At 62.7% G+C, this 17699-nt stretch carries 24 protein-coding genes and 1 pseudogene; 17 read left to right on the forward strand and 8 right to left on the reverse strand.

The features are described 5' to 3' along the window. Positions 1-3: 3 nt before the first annotated feature. The 4 genes from Q0908_RS15035 to Q0908_RS15050 are packed head-to-tail and all read left to right on the forward strand — an operon-like array spanning position 4 to position 2763. On the forward strand, positions 4-780 hold the full coding sequence (locus Q0908_RS15035; RefSeq protein ID WP_366869287.1) for an ATP-binding cassette domain-containing protein: 777 nt from the start codon (positions 4-6) through the stop codon (positions 778-780). Positions 781-786: 6 nt separating this feature from the next. Beyond that, complete coding sequence (locus Q0908_RS15040) at positions 787-990, forward strand: hypothetical protein (RefSeq protein ID WP_299286140.1); 204 nt, start codon at positions 787-789, stop codon at positions 988-990. A gap of 3 nt (positions 991-993) precedes the next feature. Continuing rightward, positions 994-1998: a LacI family DNA-binding transcriptional regulator gene (locus tag Q0908_RS15045; protein WP_299286143.1), complete on the forward strand. Its 1005-nt coding sequence runs from the start codon at positions 994-996 to the stop codon at positions 1996-1998. Positions 1999-2031: 33 nt separating this feature from the next. Beyond that, the gene (locus Q0908_RS15050; protein ID WP_299286146.1) at positions 2032-2763 is read left to right on the forward strand and encodes an SGNH/GDSL hydrolase family protein; all 732 of its coding nucleotides are present in this window, start codon (positions 2032-2034) and stop codon (positions 2761-2763) included. Here Q0908_RS15050 and Q0908_RS15055 read toward each other — a convergent pair. Genes Q0908_RS15055 through Q0908_RS15065 form a run of 3 tightly spaced genes read right to left on the reverse strand, consistent with a single transcriptional unit; the run spans position 2760 to position 5935 of the window. Continuing rightward, the gene (locus tag Q0908_RS15055) at positions 2760-3914 is read right to left on the reverse strand and encodes a Gfo/Idh/MocA family oxidoreductase (protein ID WP_299286149.1); all 1155 of its coding nucleotides are present in this window, start codon (positions 3912-3914) and stop codon (positions 2760-2762) included. The genes Q0908_RS15050 and Q0908_RS15055 overlap by 4 nt on opposite strands. 1 nt (position 3915) lies before the next feature. Then, positions 3916-4812, reverse strand: a complete 897-nt coding sequence (locus tag Q0908_RS15060; protein ID WP_299286152.1) for a TIM barrel protein — start codon at positions 4810-4812, stop codon at positions 3916-3918. A gap of 19 nt (positions 4813-4831) precedes the next feature. Next, positions 4832-5935 (reverse strand): Gfo/Idh/MocA family oxidoreductase, encoded by a 1104-nt coding sequence (locus Q0908_RS15065; RefSeq protein ID WP_299286155.1) that lies wholly within the window; start codon positions 5933-5935, stop codon positions 4832-4834. Between the two features lie 120 nt (positions 5936-6055). Here Q0908_RS15065 and iolD point away from each other — a divergent pair, with 120 nt between their 5' ends. From iolD to iolG, 6 genes are read left to right on the forward strand one after another with little or no spacing between them, the layout of a single operon-like run. Continuing rightward, on the forward strand, positions 6056-7924 hold the full coding sequence (gene iolD, locus Q0908_RS15070; RefSeq protein ID WP_299286158.1) for a 3D-(3,5/4)-trihydroxycyclohexane-1,2-dione acylhydrolase (decyclizing): 1869 nt from the start codon (positions 6056-6058) through the stop codon (positions 7922-7924). Positions 7925-7927: 3 nt separating this feature from the next. Beyond that, entirely contained in the window at positions 7928-8773 is an 846-nt protein-coding gene (locus Q0908_RS15075) for a phytanoyl-CoA dioxygenase family protein (protein ID WP_299286161.1), read from the forward strand. Next, entirely contained in the window at positions 8770-9750 is a 981-nt protein-coding gene (gene iolC, locus Q0908_RS15080; RefSeq protein ID WP_299286164.1) for a 5-dehydro-2-deoxygluconokinase, read from the forward strand. Before Q0908_RS15075 ends, iolC begins: the two co-directional genes overlap by 4 nt. An 11-nt stretch (positions 9751-9761) precedes the next feature. Next, positions 9762-10604, forward strand: a complete 843-nt coding sequence (locus Q0908_RS15085; protein ID WP_299286168.1) for a 5-deoxy-glucuronate isomerase — start codon at positions 9762-9764, stop codon at positions 10602-10604. Then, positions 10601-11428, forward strand: a complete 828-nt coding sequence (locus tag Q0908_RS15090) for a class II fructose-bisphosphate aldolase (RefSeq protein ID WP_299286171.1) — start codon at positions 10601-10603, stop codon at positions 11426-11428. The genes Q0908_RS15085 and Q0908_RS15090 overlap by 4 nt, the downstream gene beginning before the upstream one ends. A gap of 4 nt (positions 11429-11432) precedes the next feature. Then, a complete protein-coding gene (iolG, locus tag Q0908_RS15095) occupies positions 11433-12428 on the forward strand; it encodes an inositol 2-dehydrogenase (protein WP_299286174.1) in 996 nt (331 codons plus the stop codon). 93 nt (positions 12429-12521) lie between these two features. Here iolG and Q0908_RS15100 read toward each other — a convergent pair whose 3' ends face one another. From Q0908_RS15100 to Q0908_RS15110, 3 genes are all read right to left on the reverse strand, one after another. After that, on the reverse strand, positions 12522-12728 hold the full coding sequence (locus tag Q0908_RS15100) for a hypothetical protein (protein ID WP_299286178.1): 207 nt from the start codon (positions 12726-12728) through the stop codon (positions 12522-12524). A gap of 235 nt (positions 12729-12963) precedes the next feature. Next, positions 12964-13329 carry a hypothetical protein gene (locus tag Q0908_RS15105; protein WP_299286181.1) on the reverse strand — a complete coding sequence of 122 codons (366 nt, stop codon included), beginning with the start codon at positions 13327-13329 and terminating at the stop codon, positions 12964-12966. A gap of 48 nt (positions 13330-13377) precedes the next feature. Continuing rightward, positions 13378-13776 (reverse strand): hypothetical protein, encoded by a 399-nt coding sequence (locus tag Q0908_RS15110; RefSeq protein WP_299286184.1) that lies wholly within the window; start codon positions 13774-13776, stop codon positions 13378-13380. A 59-nt stretch (positions 13777-13835) separates the two neighbouring features. Between Q0908_RS15110 and Q0908_RS15115 the strand changes: the two genes are divergently transcribed. Next, positions 13836-14213: a cyclic nucleotide-binding domain-containing protein gene (locus tag Q0908_RS15115; protein ID WP_299286187.1), complete on the forward strand. Its 378-nt coding sequence runs from the start codon at positions 13836-13838 to the stop codon at positions 14211-14213. 37 nt (positions 14214-14250) lie between these two features. Here the strand turns inward: Q0908_RS15115 and Q0908_RS15120 are convergent, their stop codons facing one another. After that, positions 14251-14715 carry a hypothetical protein gene (locus Q0908_RS15120; protein WP_299286190.1) on the reverse strand — a complete coding sequence of 155 codons (465 nt, stop codon included), beginning with the start codon at positions 14713-14715 and terminating at the stop codon, positions 14251-14253. 59 nt (positions 14716-14774) lie between these two features. Here Q0908_RS15120 and Q0908_RS15125 point away from each other — a divergent pair, with 59 nt between their 5' ends. From Q0908_RS15125 to ccoS, 6 genes and pseudogenes are all read left to right on the forward strand, one after another. Next, positions 14775-14939, forward strand: a complete 165-nt coding sequence (locus tag Q0908_RS15125) for a hypothetical protein (protein WP_299286193.1) — start codon at positions 14775-14777, stop codon at positions 14937-14939. Next, complete coding sequence (locus tag Q0908_RS15130) at positions 14940-15170, forward strand: 4Fe-4S dicluster domain-containing protein (protein WP_299286196.1); 231 nt, start codon at positions 14940-14942, stop codon at positions 15168-15170. Positions 15171-15188: 18 nt separating this feature from the next. Further along, positions 15189-15410: pseudogene (locus Q0908_RS20435) on the forward strand (FixG Ig-like domain-containing protein); the annotation flags it as partial. Positions 15411-15544: 134 nt separating this feature from the next. Beyond that, the gene (locus tag Q0908_RS15135) at positions 15545-15910 is read left to right on the forward strand and encodes a FixH family protein (RefSeq protein ID WP_366869276.1); all 366 of its coding nucleotides are present in this window, start codon (positions 15545-15547) and stop codon (positions 15908-15910) included. Positions 15911-16752: 842 nt separating this feature from the next. Then, a complete protein-coding gene (locus Q0908_RS15140) occupies positions 16753-17058 on the forward strand; it encodes an HAD family hydrolase (protein ID WP_299286200.1) in 306 nt (101 codons plus the stop codon). 118 nt (positions 17059-17176) lie between these two features. After that, positions 17177-17542, forward strand: a complete 366-nt coding sequence (gene ccoS, locus Q0908_RS20440) for a cbb3-type cytochrome oxidase assembly protein CcoS (protein ID WP_366869278.1) — start codon at positions 17177-17179, stop codon at positions 17540-17542. Here the strand turns inward: ccoS and Q0908_RS15150 are convergent. Next, complete coding sequence (locus Q0908_RS15150) at positions 17430-17687, reverse strand: hypothetical protein (RefSeq protein ID WP_299286247.1); 258 nt, start codon at positions 17685-17687, stop codon at positions 17430-17432. The two genes, ccoS and Q0908_RS15150, sit on opposite strands and share 113 nt — an antisense overlap. Positions 17688-17699 lie beyond the last annotated feature (12 nt).

Below are 17699 nucleotides of genomic sequence, written 5' to 3' on the forward strand. Positions count from 1 at the left end.
AGGATCATGTCAGATATCATTCTCGAAACCAAAGGCCTGACCAAGCATTACGGTGGGGTCCACGCGCTTGAAAACGCGGATTTCGTCCTGCACAAGGGTGAGCACGTGGCGATCATGGGCGACAACGGCGCGGGCAAGTCCACCTTTGTGCGCCAGATTACGGGCGTCGAACAACGCACGCGCGGTACGGTCATGTTCGACGGGCAAGAGGTCCATTTCGCAGGCCCGCTTGATGCGCGCGAGGCGGGAATCGAAACGGTCTATCAGACGCTGGCGCTGGCCGACGATCTGAACGTGCCCGACAACCTGTTTCTGGGCCGGGAAAAGACCAAGTGGAACTTCCTCGGCCCCTTCCGCCTGCTCGACTACAAGGGGATGCGCGAGGAAACGATTGCGGGCCTTGAAAAGACTGGCGTGAAGATCCCCAACATCAAGAACACCATCGCCCATATGTCGGGCGGTCAGCGCCAATGCGTCGCCATCGCGCGCACGGCCACGTTCGCGTCGAAAATGACCATCATGGACGAGCCGACCGCAGCTTTGGGCGTGCAGGAGACCGCACAGGTTGAAAACATCATCCGCACCCTCAAGGATCAGGGTGAGCCGCTGATCCTTGTCAGCCACAACATGCGCCAGGTGTTTGACTTGGTGGACCGGATCGTGGTTTTCCGACGCGGGCGCATTTGCGCGAACCTAAGGAAAGAGGACACGGATGGTCAGGATGTTGTTGCCTATATCACAGGGGCCAAGACCCAAGAGGGTTACGAGGACGCCGCCTGAGGTTTCATGCGCCCGCTGATCAACTTTGACCACGCGTTTTTTGCGCGCCCCATCCGCCGATATGTGACGGTGGCAATTTGTGCGCTGTGGGGCCTGTTCGAGCTGTCAACGGGTGCCGTGCTGTGGGCGATCATTTTCCTTGGCCTCGCGGGCCTTGCGCAATGGCGGTTCATGCAGATCGACTGGACCAAATACGACGGCGGGTCCTAGGCCGTGGCCGTCACTCTCAAGGATGTTGCCACGCGCGCCGGGGTGTCACGCTCCGCCGTGTCGCGCTGTTTCACACCCGGGGCCTCAATCAGCGGCAAGACCCGCGAAAAAGTCGAAAAGGCCGCGACCGAACTGGGCTACAGCCCCAATGCGCTGGCCTCGTCGCTGACCACGGGGCGCACCAAGCTGGTGGGCGTTGTCTCGAACAACTTCCACAACCCGATCTTCCTCGAGGTGTTCGACCTCGTCACCCGTGAGTTGCAAAAGCGCGGCCTGCGCCCGCTGCTTGTGAACCTGTCTGACGAAACCGATCCCTCGCAGTCGATGCGGATGCTTCAGCAGTATTCTGTGGATGCGGTAATTGTCGCCTCATCGACTCTGCCCGTCAGCTTTGCCGAGAGTTTTCATGAGGCGGGCATGCGCGTGGTGCATTCTTTTGGCCGGCTTACCGACGCGCCGCGCATCAACGTGCTGGGGATCGACAACTGCGAGGCGGGCCGCATCGCGGCGCGCGAGTTGCTGGCCCGCGGCTATCGCCGGGTCGGGTTTCTGGCGGGCCCACTTTCGGCCACCTCGACCCGCGACCGCCACACCGGTTTCGCCGAAGAATTGGGACGCCACGCAGATGTGTCCCTGTCGGTTTCCTATGCCAAGGCCTACTCTTTTGATGCCGGCCGGGACGAGATGACCCGCCTGCTCGCCATGGGCCCGGCGGAGGCGTATTTTTGCGGCGATGACGTCCTATCCATCGGGGCGCTGTCGGCGATCCGCGATGCCGGGCTGTCGGTGCCTCAAGATGTGGGGATTTTAGGGCTCAACAACATGGAGATGGCCGGATGGGAGCTGATCAACCTCACCACCATCCATAACCCTATCGACGAAATCGTGCGCGCTTCGGTCGATCTGGTCGAGGCGATGCTGGATGGGGAAGAGACCGCAGCCCAATCTCTGAGCTTTGAGTGTCACGTGGTTGAGCGCGGGACGCTGCGCGCGCGCTCGGGCGTTTGATGCCGGGTGTCGGCTTTTCGGGAAAACAAGCGCATGCGTTCCGTCCATCGATATCCGATGGTAACAGGCGGCATGTCGATCAAGTCCATTGCCCTCGCCCCGCTTTATGTCCCGCAGGCCTTGTGGGTCGCGGCGCGTGCGTCCCGCTTGCCCGAGGCGCCCGGCGCGCGGCAGGGCCGGTGCGGGCAGGGCGATCCGAGACGTCTGATGGTGCTGGGTGACAGTTCGGCAGCCGGTGTCGGGGCCAGCGATCAACGCCTCGCCCTCGGAGGGCAACTGAGCGCGGTGTTGGCGCAACATTTCAGCGTGGACTGGCAGGTGGTCGCAAGGTCAGGTGGCACCACAGCCAGCACCCTGCGGCTGCTCGACGGGCTCGCCCCGCGCGGCCTGGATTTCGTGACCATCGCGCTTGGCGTCAACGACGTCAAAAACGGGGTGCGTCCGCGCGCATGGGCGGATCGCTATGCCCGGCTGCTGAACCTTGTCGACGAAAAGTTCGCGCCCGAGCGTGTGTGCGTGTCCGGGGTGCCGCCGATCCGGCATTTCCCAATTCTGCCGTGGCCTCTGAACGACGTGTTGGGCGCGCGCGCCGAGGCGTTCGATACGCAATTACGCGCGCTGTGTGCGGAGCGGTCGAACGTGCGCCATTTGCCGCTGGATTTCATGCTCCACGCGGCAGAAATGGCACCGGACAATTTTCATCCCGGCCCGAAGCTGTATCGGGCATGGGCGGTCGAAATCGCGAATGTACTGCGCGCGCCCTAGCGGAACATCGGCGGCCTTGCATCCAGCCAGGCACCGTCCTGCTTGCCCGACTCCGCCACCGCAAACACCGCCGCCATTGAGCGTAATCCGTCCTCAGCGCGGGGGTAGAGATTGGCGGCCGGGTCCATCAACCGCCCCTCTTTGCGCGCGCTGATCGCTTCGGCCAGATCCGTGTAGATGTTGGCAAAGGCCAGCGGCATCCCCTCGGCATGACCGATGGTGACGCGGCTGGTGCGGTCGGCCTCGGGCGACAGGTTCGCTTCGCCCCGTTCGATCACCTGCAGGCGTTCGTTCAGCGGCATGTAATACAGCTGGTTGGGCTGTTCCTGTGACCAGCGCAGCCCCCCGGTCTCGCCAAAGACCTGAATGCCAAGCCCGTGTTGCCGCCCGATGGCGACGGAGGAGGTCCACAGCCGCCCGACTGCGCCCCCGTCCATGCGGAAATTGACCATGGCGTCATCTTCGAGCGTGCGCACGTCGATGCAGGATACGGTATCGGCGGACAGTTTTTCGACCTCCTGTCCCGTCACGAAGGACGCCATGTGCAGCGCGTGTATGCCACAATCGGCAAATTGCGCCGACACGCCCGCCTGCGCCGGATCGTAGCGCCAGCGCACGCGCGGATTGTCCGCATCGGTGGCATCTGCATGGTGACCGTGCGCAAATTCAGCAACCACAAGGCGCACCTTGCCGATATCGCCCCGCGCGACCATCGCCCGCATGTGGCGCACGAGGGAGTACCCGGAATAGCCGTAGTTCACGGCGCAGATGTTCCCGGTTTTCTTGGCGATCTCGACGATCTCCTGTCCTTCCTCGACCGTCATGGTCATCGGCTTTTCACACAGCACGTGAAAGCCTTTTTCGAGGAAGGCTTTGGTGATCTCGAAATGGGTCGCGTTGGGGGTCGCGACAGTCACCAGATCGACGCGGTCGTCGCGTTTCACCTCACCCTCAAGCATGTCCTGCCATGACCCATAAGCGCGATCCCCAAGTCCAAGCCGTTGGCCATAGGCGCGCCCTTCATCCGGGCGGTGATCCAGCGCACCGGCGGAAAATTCGAACAACCCGTCTAGGCCAGCGCCAAGGCGGTGGGCCGGTCCGATCTGGCTGCCTTCACCGCCGCCGATCATGCCCCATTGCAGCTTTGCCATGTTATGCCCCCTCAAATCCGATGGATTGCAGATAGGCGCGGTTCAGTTTCGCGTCGTCAACCGGTGAAGTGTCGCCCGCCGGGTCGCAATCCTGCTCGACCGTGCACCAGCCCTCGAACCCATGGTCGAGCAGCACCTGACGCACGGCAGGGAAATCAACATCGCCGTCGCCGAGGTTGCAGAAAATTCCGTCCGCGCAGGCCTCGTAAAAGTCGGTCCGATTGGCCACGACCTGCGCTTTGACCGACGGGTCGATGTCCTTGAAATGCATGTAACTGATGCGGCTCATATGGCGCTTCATGAAGGCGACAGGATCGAACCCGGCATAGGAATGATGGCCGGTGTCAAAGCAGATTTTCAGGATGCTTTCGTCCACCTCGTCCAACAGACGCTCCAGTTCCGGCTCAAAGTCCATAAATCCGGCGGCATGTGCGTGAATGCCCACGGTCAGCCCGTACTCTTCGGCGCCCATGCACGCGATGGTGCCAATGCGGTCGCGAAAGGCGGTCCACTCGGCGGCGTCCATCTGTTCAGCCTCCGAGGCGCGGCCTGCCGTGGGCGCGCGGCGCGGCGAGATGCTGTCGATCAGCACCAGATGCTGCGCGCCATGGGCCTTCAGCGCCTTGCACGTGCGCACGCTGGCATCCATCACCTCGTCCCATTTGGCCGCATCGTGGAACGGGCGAAAGACCACGCCGCCGACCAGTTCCTGCCCGTATTCCTCAAGCGCGTCCCCCAGAACGGCCGGGTCTTCGGGCATGAACCCGATGGGGCCGAGTTCGATGCCGGTATAACCCGCATCCGCGTTTTCCTGCAGCACCTTGCGCCAGCTCGGATTGCGCGGATCGTCTGCAAATTCCACGCCCCAGGAACAGGGGGCATTGCCGATCTTGATCATGTCGATATGCCTTATCTTTCTAGAAATCTGCGACGGACACCCACGCGCCCGCGCTTGACGAGGCGAGGGCAGCGGCGACCACCTGATTGACGGCCAACCCTTCCTCGAACGTGGGCCAGACGGGGGTACCGGAATGGATAGCCGTCAGGAAATCCTTGGCCTCGATGATGATCTGATCCTGATAGCCTGTGCCGTGCCCCGGCCCCTGACAGAAGGGCAGGTAGTCGGGGTGCGCGGGCCCGGTCAGGATCTTGCGAAAGCCGCGTTCGGCCTCGGGCATGTCGGTGGTGTAGAGCCACAGCGCGTTCTGATCCTCCCCATCAAAGCGGATCGCGCCATGGGTGCCGTAGATGTCATAGGCGTACCCCATCTTGCGCCCGGTCGCGACGCGGCTGATGAACATACTGCCGCATACACCGGACGCGAATTCCAGTTGAAGGTGGGCTTGGTCATCGTTTGTCACCGCGACGCCACCGCGTGTCGCATGCACGGTCTCGACCACCGCGTGCAGCCGCGCGATCGGGCCCATCAGGGCATGCGCGCAGTTGATCGGATGCGGTGCCAGATCGCCCATGCAGCCATTGGCATCCCCGCTTGTGCGCCACGAGGCCGGGGCGTCGGGGTCGGCCAGAAAATCCTCGGTCATTTCACCGCGAAAGGAGGTGACGGTGCCGATGCGCCCCTCGGCGAGCAGTTGGCGGGCGAATTGCGTGGCCGGCGTGCGCACGTAGTTGAACCCGATCATGTTGGCGACACCGGCCCTTGCGGCGGCAGTGACCATCTCGCGCGCCGCCTCCGGGGTCTCCGCCAGCGGTTTTTCGCAGAACACCGGCTTGCCAAGTCCAAAGGCGGCCAGCGCGATGTCGCGGTGCGTATCCTGGGGGGAGGCGATGATCACCGCCTCAACCTTGGGGTCATTCACCAGCATGCGCCAGTCGTCGGTGCCGCGTGCAAACCCGTAAGCGTCGCGATAGCGTTCGGCAGCGGCAGCACTGGTTGCGCACACCATTTCAAGACGCGGGCGCAGGGCCGTGTCAAACAGGGTCGCGACAACGCTGTAAGCCGCCGCGTGAGCCTTGCCCATATAGCCGCCCCCGACGATCCCAATCCCGATTTCGGGCATCCGCGATCCTTCCTGAAAAAGTATTTGCAACCGGTTGCAAGGTTGGTATCGTCATTGCAACGCAGCGGTCAATACAGAATCGTCGTCACAGGATATCGCGCGGTCAGGGGAGGATTGGCAATGGCTGGCACCGACACCGTGCGCCTGACAACAGCGCAGGCAATCATCCGCTATCTGGACGCGCAATTTATCGAGATTGACGGGGTGGAATGGCGCTTGTGTGGCGGTGGTTTCGGCATCTTTGGCCATGGCAATGTGACCTGTCTGGGCGAGGCGCTTTATGATCACCGCGACACGCTGCCTTTGTATCGCGGGCAGAACGAGCAGGGTATGGGGTTCGCGGCAGCGGGTTACGCCAAACAGTGGCTGCGCCAGCGGTTCATGTTCTGCACCGCCTCTGCCGGGCCGGGCACTGCGAATCTGTTGACGACTGCGGCGCTGGCCCATGCCAACCGGTTGCCGATGCTGATGCTGTGCGGCGATACGTTCCTGACCCGACTGCCTGATCCGGTGCTGCAACAGCTTGAGCACTTTGGCGATCCGACCTTTGGGGTGAATGACGCCTTCAAGCCCGTCAGCCGCTATTGGGATCGGATCACGCATCCTGCGCAGATCATTCAGTCCCTGCCCAATGCGCTTGCGACCATGCTCGACCCCGCCGATTGCGGGCCCGCCTTTCTGGGGCTGCCGCAGGATGTGCAGGGCTGGGCCTACGACTATCCGACCGCGATGTTCGAGCGCAAAGTGCATCGCATCCGTCGACAGACGCCGGACGCCCATGAGGTCGCTGAGGCGGCGGAGGCATTGCGCGCCGCCAAGCGGCCCATGATCATCGCGGGCGGCGGGGTGCAGTATTCAGGTGCGGTTGCCGAGCTGACCGCGTTCGCCGAAGCGTATGACATCCCCGTGGTCGAAACCATCGCGGGCCGCGCCAACCTCCTCGATACCCATCCGCTCAATATCGGGCCCATCGGGGTCACGGGCTCGGACAGTGCCAACGCGATTGCCGAGAAGGCAGACGTGATCCTGTCGGTGGGCTGTCGCTTGCAGGATTTCACCACCGGGTCGTGGACGGCCTTTGCGCAGGAGTCGCAGATCATCGGGTTGAACGCGGGGCGGCACGATGCGGGCAAGCATCGCTCGCTGCCCGTGGTGGGGGACGCCAAGCTGGGGCTGACCGCCTTGGGTGAGGCGATGGGAGACTACGGCGCGCCGGCAGAGTGGACCCAATTCGCCAAAGACGAACGGGCCAAATGGGCGACCTATGTGGCCGACAATGTCACGCCCGGCAACCGCCCCAACTCCTATGCCCAGGCCATCGGCGCGGTGAACGCGGCCTGCGATCCGCGCGACCGGATTGTCGCTGCGGCAGGGGGTCTGCCCGCCGAGGTCACGGCCAACTGGCGCACCCTTGATATTGGCACGGTGGACGTCGAATTCGGCTTCTCCTGCATGGGGTACGAGATCGCGGGCGCGTGGGGCGCGCGCATCGCCCAATCCGAGCGTGAGCCGGAGGCGGACACGATCACCTTCTGCGGCGATGGCTCCTATCTGCTGATGAACTCGGACATCTATTCCTCGGTCCTGACGCGCAAGAAACTGATCGTGCTCGTGCTCGACAACGGTGGCTTTGCGGTCATCAACAAGTTGCAGAACAACACCGGCAACGAGAGTTTCAACAACCTGTTGAGCGATGCGCCCACCATTCCCGAGGCCTTCGCAGTCGATTTCGAGGCGCATGCGGCGGCCATGGGGGCCACAGCCGAAACCGTCGAGAACGCGACCGATCTTGGTGCCGCCTTCCAGCGCGCCAAGGCCAGCGACAAGACCTACGTGATCTGCATGAAGGTCGACGCGTTCGAGGGTTGGACGACCGAGGGCCACACGTGGTGGGAGGTCGGCACACCCCATGTCACCGACAACCCCAAAGTCGCCGCCGCCCACATCGATCAGGAAGCGACCCGATCCAAACAACGCAAGGGGGTCTGAGCGATGCGCAGCTTTGCCGCTGACGAAATCGATCCCGACACCATTTGCGCCGAACTGATGGACGGCCCCGGGGCGGTGCGGATCACCGGGCTGTTCAACGCCGACCAGATCGCCGAGGCCCGCCGCATCATCATGGCCCACTCGGATCGCGAGAGCGAAAAGGTCACGCATTTTCAGGGGGCTGCGGTCGACGATGGCCGGGCCAACCTACAACGCCGGGTCTGGAACCTGCTGGCCAAGGGGGATGTATTCTCCGACATGGCGACCCATCCGGCGATCATGGATATTCTGCGCAAATGGCTCGGGTCCGAGTTCATCATGGGCTCGATCGCCGCCAACCGCATCCTGCCCGGCGGGCCGGGGCAGGAGCCGCATATCGACTTCCCTTATTGGGACTTTCATGCGCCCGAAACGCATCCGATGGGGCTGAACGCCAGCTTCCCGATGAACGCGCAGGTGACCATCGCGCTCGACCCGTTCACCGAGGCCAGCGGCGCGACCGCCTATCTGCCGGGCAGCCAGAAAGACATGCGCTATCCCAAGCCCGCCGATCACGCTGCGTTCTACGAAAACTGTGCGCGCATGACGGGTGAACCGGGCGATGTGGTGGTATTCTTCGGCGCGGCCTGGCACTGCGCCATGCCAAACCACGCAGATCACGACCGCAATGCGGTGCTGATCAACTACATCCCGAAATTCGTCAAACCTCTCGAGGATATGCCGGGGGCCCTGCCGCAGGCGTTTCTGGATGCGGCCAGCCCACAAATGCGCCAGCTGCTGGGGTTTGACTACAAATACCCCGAAATCCTCGATCAGGCCGATGCGGTCAACGCGGAAGGGATCAGATGAGCGCGCTTCTGGATGGTATCAGGGCCAATGACTTTGTCATCGTGGGCCGCGCGGGCATCGATTTTTTCACGGATGTGGGCGTGCGCGCGGAGGATGCTGAGTCCGTGACCGTGGACCTTGGCGGCTCGGCGGCCAATATCGGCGCAGGCATCTGCAAACTGGGTGGAAAGGCCGCGTTGGTCACATCCGTTTCGGATGACTCGGTGGGCAGCTACTGCATCAACCGCCTTGGGCACTACGGTGTCGACACCACCCATGTGCGCCGGGTCGGGGGCGAGTTCCGCAACTCGCTGGCGTTCTATGAAAGCGTGCTCGACGGACACCGCAACGTGATCTACCGCAACGGCGCGGCGGATTTTCAGATGGAGGTCGCAGACGTCGAGGTTGTGGATTACAGCGGCTACGGCGCGTTGATCACCGCAGGCACCGTATTCGCTGCCGAGCCGTCGCGCACCGCCACCTTCCGCGCCTTTGAACTGGCCAAGGCCGCAGGATTGCCCATCATCTTTGACGTCGATTACCGCCCCTATAGCTGGCCGTCGCCACAGGTCGCCGCCGATGTGCTGAGCCGCGCGGCGGAGGCCTCGGACATGATCGTCGGCAACGATGAGGAATTCGGCTTTATGGCAGGCGGCATGGACAGAGGGCAGGCCAAGGCCCGCGCCCTATCCCAAAGCGGGGCGGAAATCGTCATCTACAAGCGCGGCGAAAATGGCGCCGTCACCTATGCAGACGGGCAAGAGATCGCAACCGGCATCTACCCCGTCACGGCTGTCAAACCCAACGGCGCAGGCGATGCGTTCATGGCCGGGCTGATGACGGGCCTTGCCGATGGCCATGACCTCAGGGGCGCGATCCTGCGCGGCTCGGCCTGTGCGTCGATCACCGTGTCCCAACCCGGGTGCGCGCCCGCGATGCCGACCCCCGACCTGCTCGACGATTTTCTGACCAACCATCCCGGTCCCACTCAACCTTAAGGAGGCCGCAGATGCACATCGCGCCCTATGACAACCAGAACAAACCCATCGTGGACGTGGATGATCCGACGGTTCCGCTGAATTACTTCAATATCGTGAAGCTGAAGAAGGGCGAGGCGTTTGAATACACCGTGCCGGGGTTCGAGACGTGCATCGTGCCCGCCACCGGCAGCGTCGATGTGAACGTCGAGGGGTTCAAGGTGGACGATATCGGCGGGCGCGGCGTCGATGTCTGGGATGGTGAGCCCGAGGGTGTTTACGTGCCCACCGCCGCCAAGGCCGAGATGGTGTGTACCTCGAACGAGGCTGAGGTTTTCGTGGCGGGCGCGAAATACGACAAGGTGCTTGAGGCCTTCGCAGTGCGCAATGACGAGCTGGACCTTGTGCAATACGGCTCGGACGACACGAAAACCCACCGCAAGATCAAGCATATCCTCGGCACCAAGTATCACGACAAGGTGGGCCGTCTGCTGGTCTCCGAACTCTTCACCGTCGGGCAGGGCGGCTGGTCCGGTTTCCCGAGCCACAAGCACGACACGGACCGTTTGCCGGACGAAACGCGCCATGACGAGACCTACAACTTCCGCTTCCGACCCAATCACGGCTCGGGCGTGCAGATGCTGCAACGCGAGGAAGGCAAGGCAGGCGATGCCTATCACATCGTGGACGGCTCGACCATTTGTCTGGACGCGGGATATCACCCCTGCGCGGTGCTGCCGGGTTACGAGATGTATTATTTCACCATTCTGGGTGGCCTCAGCCAGCGCAGTCTGGTGCAGTATTTCCAGCCCTCCCATGCCTACCAGATCGAGACGATCCCGGGCATCAAAGACATGATCGCCAAGTTCAAATGACCCTTGCGACCCTGTCCGATGTGCTGATCCCGGCCAAGGCCGAAGGGTATGCGGTGGCGGGCCTCGTCTGCCTGGGTTGGGAGGACATGCGCGCCTATGTGGCCGCCGCTGAGGTCGAAGGCTGCCCGGTGATCCTGCAGGCCGGGCCGTCCTGCCGGGCACACACGCCGCTGCCGATCCTGGGCAAGATGTTTCGCCATCTGGCCGAAGCGGCCAGCGTGCCGGTCGTCGCGCATCTTGATCACGGATACACTTTCGATGAGTGCCGGGAGGCGCTGGATGCAGGCTTTACCTCGCTGATGTTTGACGGCTCGCGCAAGCCGCTGCAGCAGAATATCGACGAGACGGCGGCGATTGCCGAAATGGCGCACAAGGCGGGGATTTCCTGTGAGGGCGAGATCGGTTTCGTGGGCTATGACAACGGTGAAGCCTCCGCCGGGACCGACCCGCATGAGGCGGCCCAGTTTGCGACTGCCACGGGTGTGGACGGGATGGCGATTTCGGTGGGCAATGTGCATTTGCAAACCGATCAGTCCGGCGGCCTCGACGAAGGGCGTATCGCTGCGATCCAGGGGCTGACGGATGTGCCCTTGGTGATCCATGGCGGCTCCGGCGTGCCGGGCGAGCAGCGACGCACGTTGGCGCGCGGTACCAACATCTGCAAATTCAACATCGGGACCGAGTTGCGGCAAGCCTTCGGGCACGCCTTGCGCGATGCGGTCAACAGTGATTCCGACCGGTTCGACCGGGTGCAAATTCTGAGCGAAACGCACGACCCGGTAGTGGCTGCGGCGCGCAAAGTGCTGCAAACGATGAAAGGGTAACCCCATGATCAACATCGCACTTCTGGGCTGCGGTCGTATCGGACAGGTTCATGCACGCAGCCTGATGGGCATGGGAGGCGCGCAGGTCGCAGCGGTGGCCGACGCGGTGCCCGAAGCGGGCGAAGCGCTGGCCAAACGCACCGGCGCGCCGCTCATGTCTGTCGAGGATATCATGGCAGCCTCGGACATTGATGCAGTGGTGATCGGCACGCCCACAACCACCCATTATAACCTGATCCACATGGCCGCCCGCGCCCAAAAGGGAATTTTCTGCGAAAAGCCCATCGACCTGAATGCCGGGCGGATCAAGGATTGCCTTGCTGTGGTCGAAACGCATGATGTGCCGTTCTTTGTCGCCTTCAACCGCCGGTTCGATCCGAACTTTCGCACCTTGCGTGCCCAGATCGACGCGGGCCGGATCGGCGACGTCGAGATGGTTACGATCCTATCGCGCGATCCATCCCCGCCGCCCATCGGCTATATCAAAACCTCGGGCGGGCTGTTTCGCGACATGATGATCCATGATCTGGATATGGCCCGGTTCTTGCTTGGCGAGGACCCGGTTGAGGTCTTCGCCCATGCCTCGTGCCTCGTCGACCCCGAGATCGGCGAGGCCGGCGATGTAGACACGGCCATGGTATCGCTCCGCACGGCCAGCGGCAAGCTGTGCCAGATTTCGAATTCGCGCCGCGCCACTTATGGCTATGACCAGCGCATCGAGGTGCACGGGGCCAAGGGGATGCTGCGCGCCGACAATGTGCTGACTTCCACGGTCGAGATGTCGGATGCCGACGGCTTCCGCCGCGCCCCGACCGAGCCGTTCTTTCTGGAACGCTACGCCGAGGCTTATCGCGCCGAGATGGACCACTTCGTGGCGGTGCTGACCACCGGAAAACCCGCCTCGCCAAGCGGGATCGACGGGTTCAAGGCGCAGGTGATGGCCGATGCCGCGCAAGCCTCCCATGACAGCGGGGCACCGCAGAAACTGGTCTTTGACTGACGCTCGGATCGCCGCGCTATAGGTCCGCTCTGCTGTCATTGGCGCGTTTGGGGCAACACGCTGCACGGCAATCAGGCGCACCAATCAATGTGCTCATCGTTTGATTTCCAACGTCCGACCGTCCCATGTAACAGCACCGTCAAAGTCGCGCACGATCCGGTGCATGGCCTCGGCAATCGAGAGTTCCGCCGCCTGCCCATCGCTGAGTGTTGCAGCGTGATAGCACATCAACTGGTCAACCAGATTGGGCTTCAGGCTGTCGGTCTGGCTCAGCGCGTCGCCACGCCAGGTCACCTGCATCAATCTGGGCCGCCTATTTGCCGGTGACGGGGATGTTTTGCGCCAACCCTTGCGGATAAGTCGAAATCGCCGACGCGCTCATGCCAACAAGGTAGGGTGCGGCGTCATCGGTGCAGCCCTGAAAAGACCGTCTGAGGCGTCGATCAAACAAGGCCTGAATCAACGCATCATCGGGCCGCGCAAAACGGTCAATCCCGATCTGGACGTAACCCTGACCGAGCAACGTCCTGCGCGCCTATTCGAACAGGTTTTGCCGCGCCTCGGGTTTGAGCAGGGCATCGGTCGGGATCAGAGACCGGCGTTTGGACATCCACGGCACATGGGCATAGCCAAACAGCGCGATCCGCCGGGGCTGCATCTCAAGTACGGCATCCAGCGGGGCCGCCGGTGTCGTAGGCGTCTGGAACAGCAGGCCATAGAGCAAATCAAAGTTCAGGGCACCAACTCCGAGGACGCGCAAATCATCGACCACGGATTGGGTCAGATCGCGCGACTGGGTGCGCCCGATGGCGGCCTGCACTTGCGGGTCAAAGTCCTGAACGCAAAGGCTGACGCGGCTCAGCCCGTGTTGTGTCAGCATCGCAAGGCGGGCCGGGCCCACGTCTGTCGGGTCCCCCTCGAGCGAAAACTCATCATGATCGGACAGCCCTCAGATATCATCCAAACCGCGCAACAGCCTGTCGAGCAGCGACGCTGACAGGATCGTGGCCGTCCCACTTCCCATATGCGGGCGCTTGGGCCCAACCCCGTTCACAAAGCTGCGGCGTTGATCCGCGGCCTTGCTCAAAACCCGCTCGACATATGACGCAAACGGGGCCGTTTTGCGGGTGCCTCCGGTTCGACACCCGCAAAACCAGCACAATCTGCGCCAAAACGGAATGTGGAAATAAAGCGAAATCTCGGCATCCTCGGTCGCGTTGGATTGCCAGGTGCGCACGGGATCTGCGTTTATCCCTTCGCTGAACCAGTTCGCAGGTGGGTAGCTCTCAAGGCGTGGCACCTTCGCGTTGAACCGGCCAAAGTGACAGAGGTCGGATAAGCGTTTCATACCCAAAACCTGCCTGCATTTTGTGCGGCCCGCTTTGACACAGATCAACAGGTGACCAGATGGCGTATTCCTTGGCCGCAGCCCGACCTGATCAAATTGCCCGATCCGTCACCGCGCCCTGCGCGCGCCGTGACTATGACGCGTTGGAAGATTTGAACAAGGCCAAGTTCTACAAAACCTATGCGGCCGGCCAGACCATCGCGATGCACGGGGACGCGCTGGACTTGGTTGCCTTGGTGGTGAGTGGGGCAGCCACGCTGGAGTGCTGGACTGAGGACGGGCACACCCAATTGGTGGGAGTGCTGCCGCCCTCGGACGTCATTGGCCGTCCGGGCCGCGAGACGTTGCAAAAAGAGGTCGCAGCGGTGTCCCAAGTGACCTTTCGGCTGTTTCAGCAGCAAACCCTTCGCGGGGTTGCTGATCCAGGGTCGCGCTGATGGCCACCATTGGCGCGGATTGCGGATATGATCTGGCCTACATGGTGTACGCCGCGCTGATCATGTTGGTCGGGGGGAGGTGCATCTGGCAATTGCGCCAGATGGGTGACGCGAAACCGTCGTGGATACGTCCGGGTGTATGAACGGCGTGATCAGGGCGGGCGTCATCGCCGCCGGATTCTGGGGCGTTGTCGGTTTTCTGGTCGAGGTGTTCATCGCCTTCCAGCTTGCGTTTCGCGCGCTGAATTTCGATTGGGGCCAACCCTGTACCAATTTTGGACGGCTGCGCCCGCTGGTCGACAGTTGGCTGCTTTTGGCGATGATGGTCTTTTGCATCACCGCCTGGCCGCTGATCAATTTGGCCGCAGTCGGGGTTCTGGGGTGCTCCACACGGGGCGAGGTGGCCGATCAGATCGCGGCCATAGAAGAGCTGAACGCCGACGCGGCGCAGCGCCTTGCCTCGGCGAATCTGTCCACGCTCGCGCGGGATGATCCGGCCCACCGCTACGGCGCGGCCGCGCGCGCGACCGTGTTTCTTCGCACTGCTCGCGATGTCACCGCTTGGGTGCCGAGCGCGCCGTGGGCTGCCCGAACCTGCTTGAAGACATCGGATACACCGTTCGCAACGGTATTCGCAACGAACCGAACCCGTGCACGTGCTGGTCACAGATGCCCGTCTTTCTTGAGTTGTTCGAAGAAGAGGAAAACGCCGCCACGGTCGAATAGGTGTTGGTTCAGTCGGGCATCGACCACCGCGCCGGACAGCTGATGGCGTGCATCACTTGCGCGCTTTGCATCGATGCCAGCGATGACGTGATGGAACGCATTGGCAAGCCGCCCGGGCTGATCGACTACATCGCTTTGGCCGACAAAGAGCGCGAGACCGCAGGCGCACCTCCGCGCCCGATCTGGCAGCATGTGCTACGGACCTGCAAGATCTTATATACCGCGCTGTGATGGCTGATCGGGGAGGCGGTGGTCTATGCGCTCTTCACCCCCTCCGAGATCGGCCTCACCGTCGAGCCGGTGCGCAATCCGCAATTTGTGACCTTATCGAACGGGGCCGTGCGTATCCGCAACCTGGCAGCCGACGACCGCACGATTCGGTTCATGCTCACCTCGGACGAGATATTGCGCATTGAGGTCGAAACCAACGGGCCGAACGAACGCCACGTGACCGTTCCTGCCAACCAGACGATGCAGGCGGTGTTGACGTCACCGCGCGGCCTCATGACCCGGCCGCAGAGGCCGAAGTCACCGACCTGCGTCAATGGTTCGAAGGCGACAGCCACGCCGGCGTCGCCATCATTTTCAACGGAAGGGGATAGCCCATGTTTTCACGCGAACTCACCGGCTGGCATGTGGCTGCGATTTTCGGCGGGGCCTTTGCGGTCATCATCGGGGCCGTCGTGCCGGGCATCACAGCCGCCACGCTTGGCCGTGCCACCCATGTCGCCGACGACCGCAGCCCTGTATTTTACGATGAGGGCGCCCGTTTCGCGGCCGAGGTCGGCACCCTCGCGCGCGGCAACTGGAACCTGCGGATCGCGGCCGAAGCGGATGATGGCACCGCCTTTCGCCAACGCGTGTTCGTGCGGGTCGCGCCACGACCATGGCCCCATTCCCCCGATGCGTTGCCGCTCGCCCTACCATTGAATGGGTGGCGGCACAGGCGGGAATGCCCACGCATGAGTTGATCCTGCGCCCCAACCACTGTTCGGCGCTGTATCAGCGCGGTTGAGCGGCTTTTGAACGCGCGCCCCGACATTGCCGCCGCCCGCGTCAACCTCAGCCGCAAGCGGGTTGCGATCACGGCGGGGCCGCGGCTGGACCCGGCCCGTGGAGGAGATCGTGACCGGTGATATGCTGTCGCTGGCCGCAGGCCCTGCGTTCCGGTTGGTTTTGACGAGCGACAGCGCGCAGGTGGACCGCAGCGCGCTGACGGAGGAAAGTGACGCTTTCGAAGTGCGAACGGGCGCGATCCCGATAGCAGGCGATGTGGTGCTGACAGGCCCCGTGACCCTGCCACCAGCGTCGATACCAAGGTCTCAATCCTGCGCCCTCTGGTCTATCTCGTCGCCCTCGCCATTGCCATCGCAACGCTCATCGTCACGTGTCCTTGGGCTCGCCGTGCCTGCGGTCGCGACGGGGCGACTGTTTTGCATGGGTGTGCTGGTCAAATCTGAAACTGCTCTTGAACGGTTGGCCCCGGAACGCTCAGCGACAGTGGTTTGGTGGTGCCAGCGGAGATGCCTGTTGCGGCGGACAGTGTACTCAAAGCACTGGCGCAAGCCTCGCGGCACCCGCCCAGCCGGAGCGTCTTGGGTGCGTTGGTTGATGCGCAGGTCGCACATATTGACGTTATCCAAGACCATCGGGGCAAGGGCGTGTGCGCCTGCTGTGATGGTCGCCCGGTCGCCTTGGGGAACGGAGCATGGCTTGGTCTGGGCGCAGAAACATGAGTGCAGATTGGCGATGCGGCCCAGTTGGTGGAACGGCGCGAGCGCGTGGTGCCGGATGCAATGCCAATGCTGCGCGCATGGCCGCGCACCTGCCCGTAGATCACATCCATGCCGAGGTCGACCCAAAAGCGAAACAAGCCCTGATCCGCGATCTGCAAGCTCAAGGGCGGCGTGTGCACATGGTCGGCGACGGGCTCAACGATACGCTGGCGGTGACGCAGGCTTGGGCCTCTATCGCGCCGGGCACCGTGTTCGAGGCAAGCCAGAATGCCGCTGATGTCGTTCTGCTTGGGCAACATCTCTCGGGCATTTCGGCCGTTCTGCGCATTGCGCGCAGCGCGCGGCGGCGGATCCTTGAAAACTTCGCCCTCGCAGTAGGGTAAAACTGCATCGCGATTCCGCTTGCGCTGATGGGGTTCGCGCCCCCCTTGATGGCCGCGCTGGCCATGTCGACCAGTTCGATCACCGTGACACGCGACGCACTGAGGGTAAGATAAGATATTGAATATAATTGTTATTCTTTTGCCGTATTCCCTGATCCCCGGCCTTGGGACATTGATCGCTTTCATCTGGACGCTGCGGCACGATCAATATTCGGACCCCGCAGGCGATGCGCACCGTCTCCTGCTGGAGCAGGAAGATGCCCACGGTCCTGATACGTTTTTGTTTGACCTGACCTCCGGCTTGGTTCCACAGTCACGGCACGTTATTGCGTGGGATGGGTTGCATACGAATGCGTGTTGTCTGGATCAGATCACTGTCCCGCCGAGCGACGGGCTGCAACCTTGTGACCTGTCCATAGGGATTTCGGGCCGATGGGCCCGGTCGCTTTGGCCGCATTCTGCGCGGTCACCCCAGCCCTCGTGACGACGACGTGATCCATGACCCACACACCTGCCACCCGACGGCTCGCAAAAGTCAGCGACGCACGTTCTGACGCCACTTTATCGGCCACAACCGAGCGAAGGGCGGCCGTGAACAGGATACGCGCAGCACTGCGCAATCTGCACATCTGTCGATCCGC

This window comes from uncultured Tateyamaria sp., from assembly GCF_947494755.1.
Classification (GTDB): Bacteria; Pseudomonadota; Alphaproteobacteria; order Rhodobacterales; family Rhodobacteraceae; genus Tateyamaria.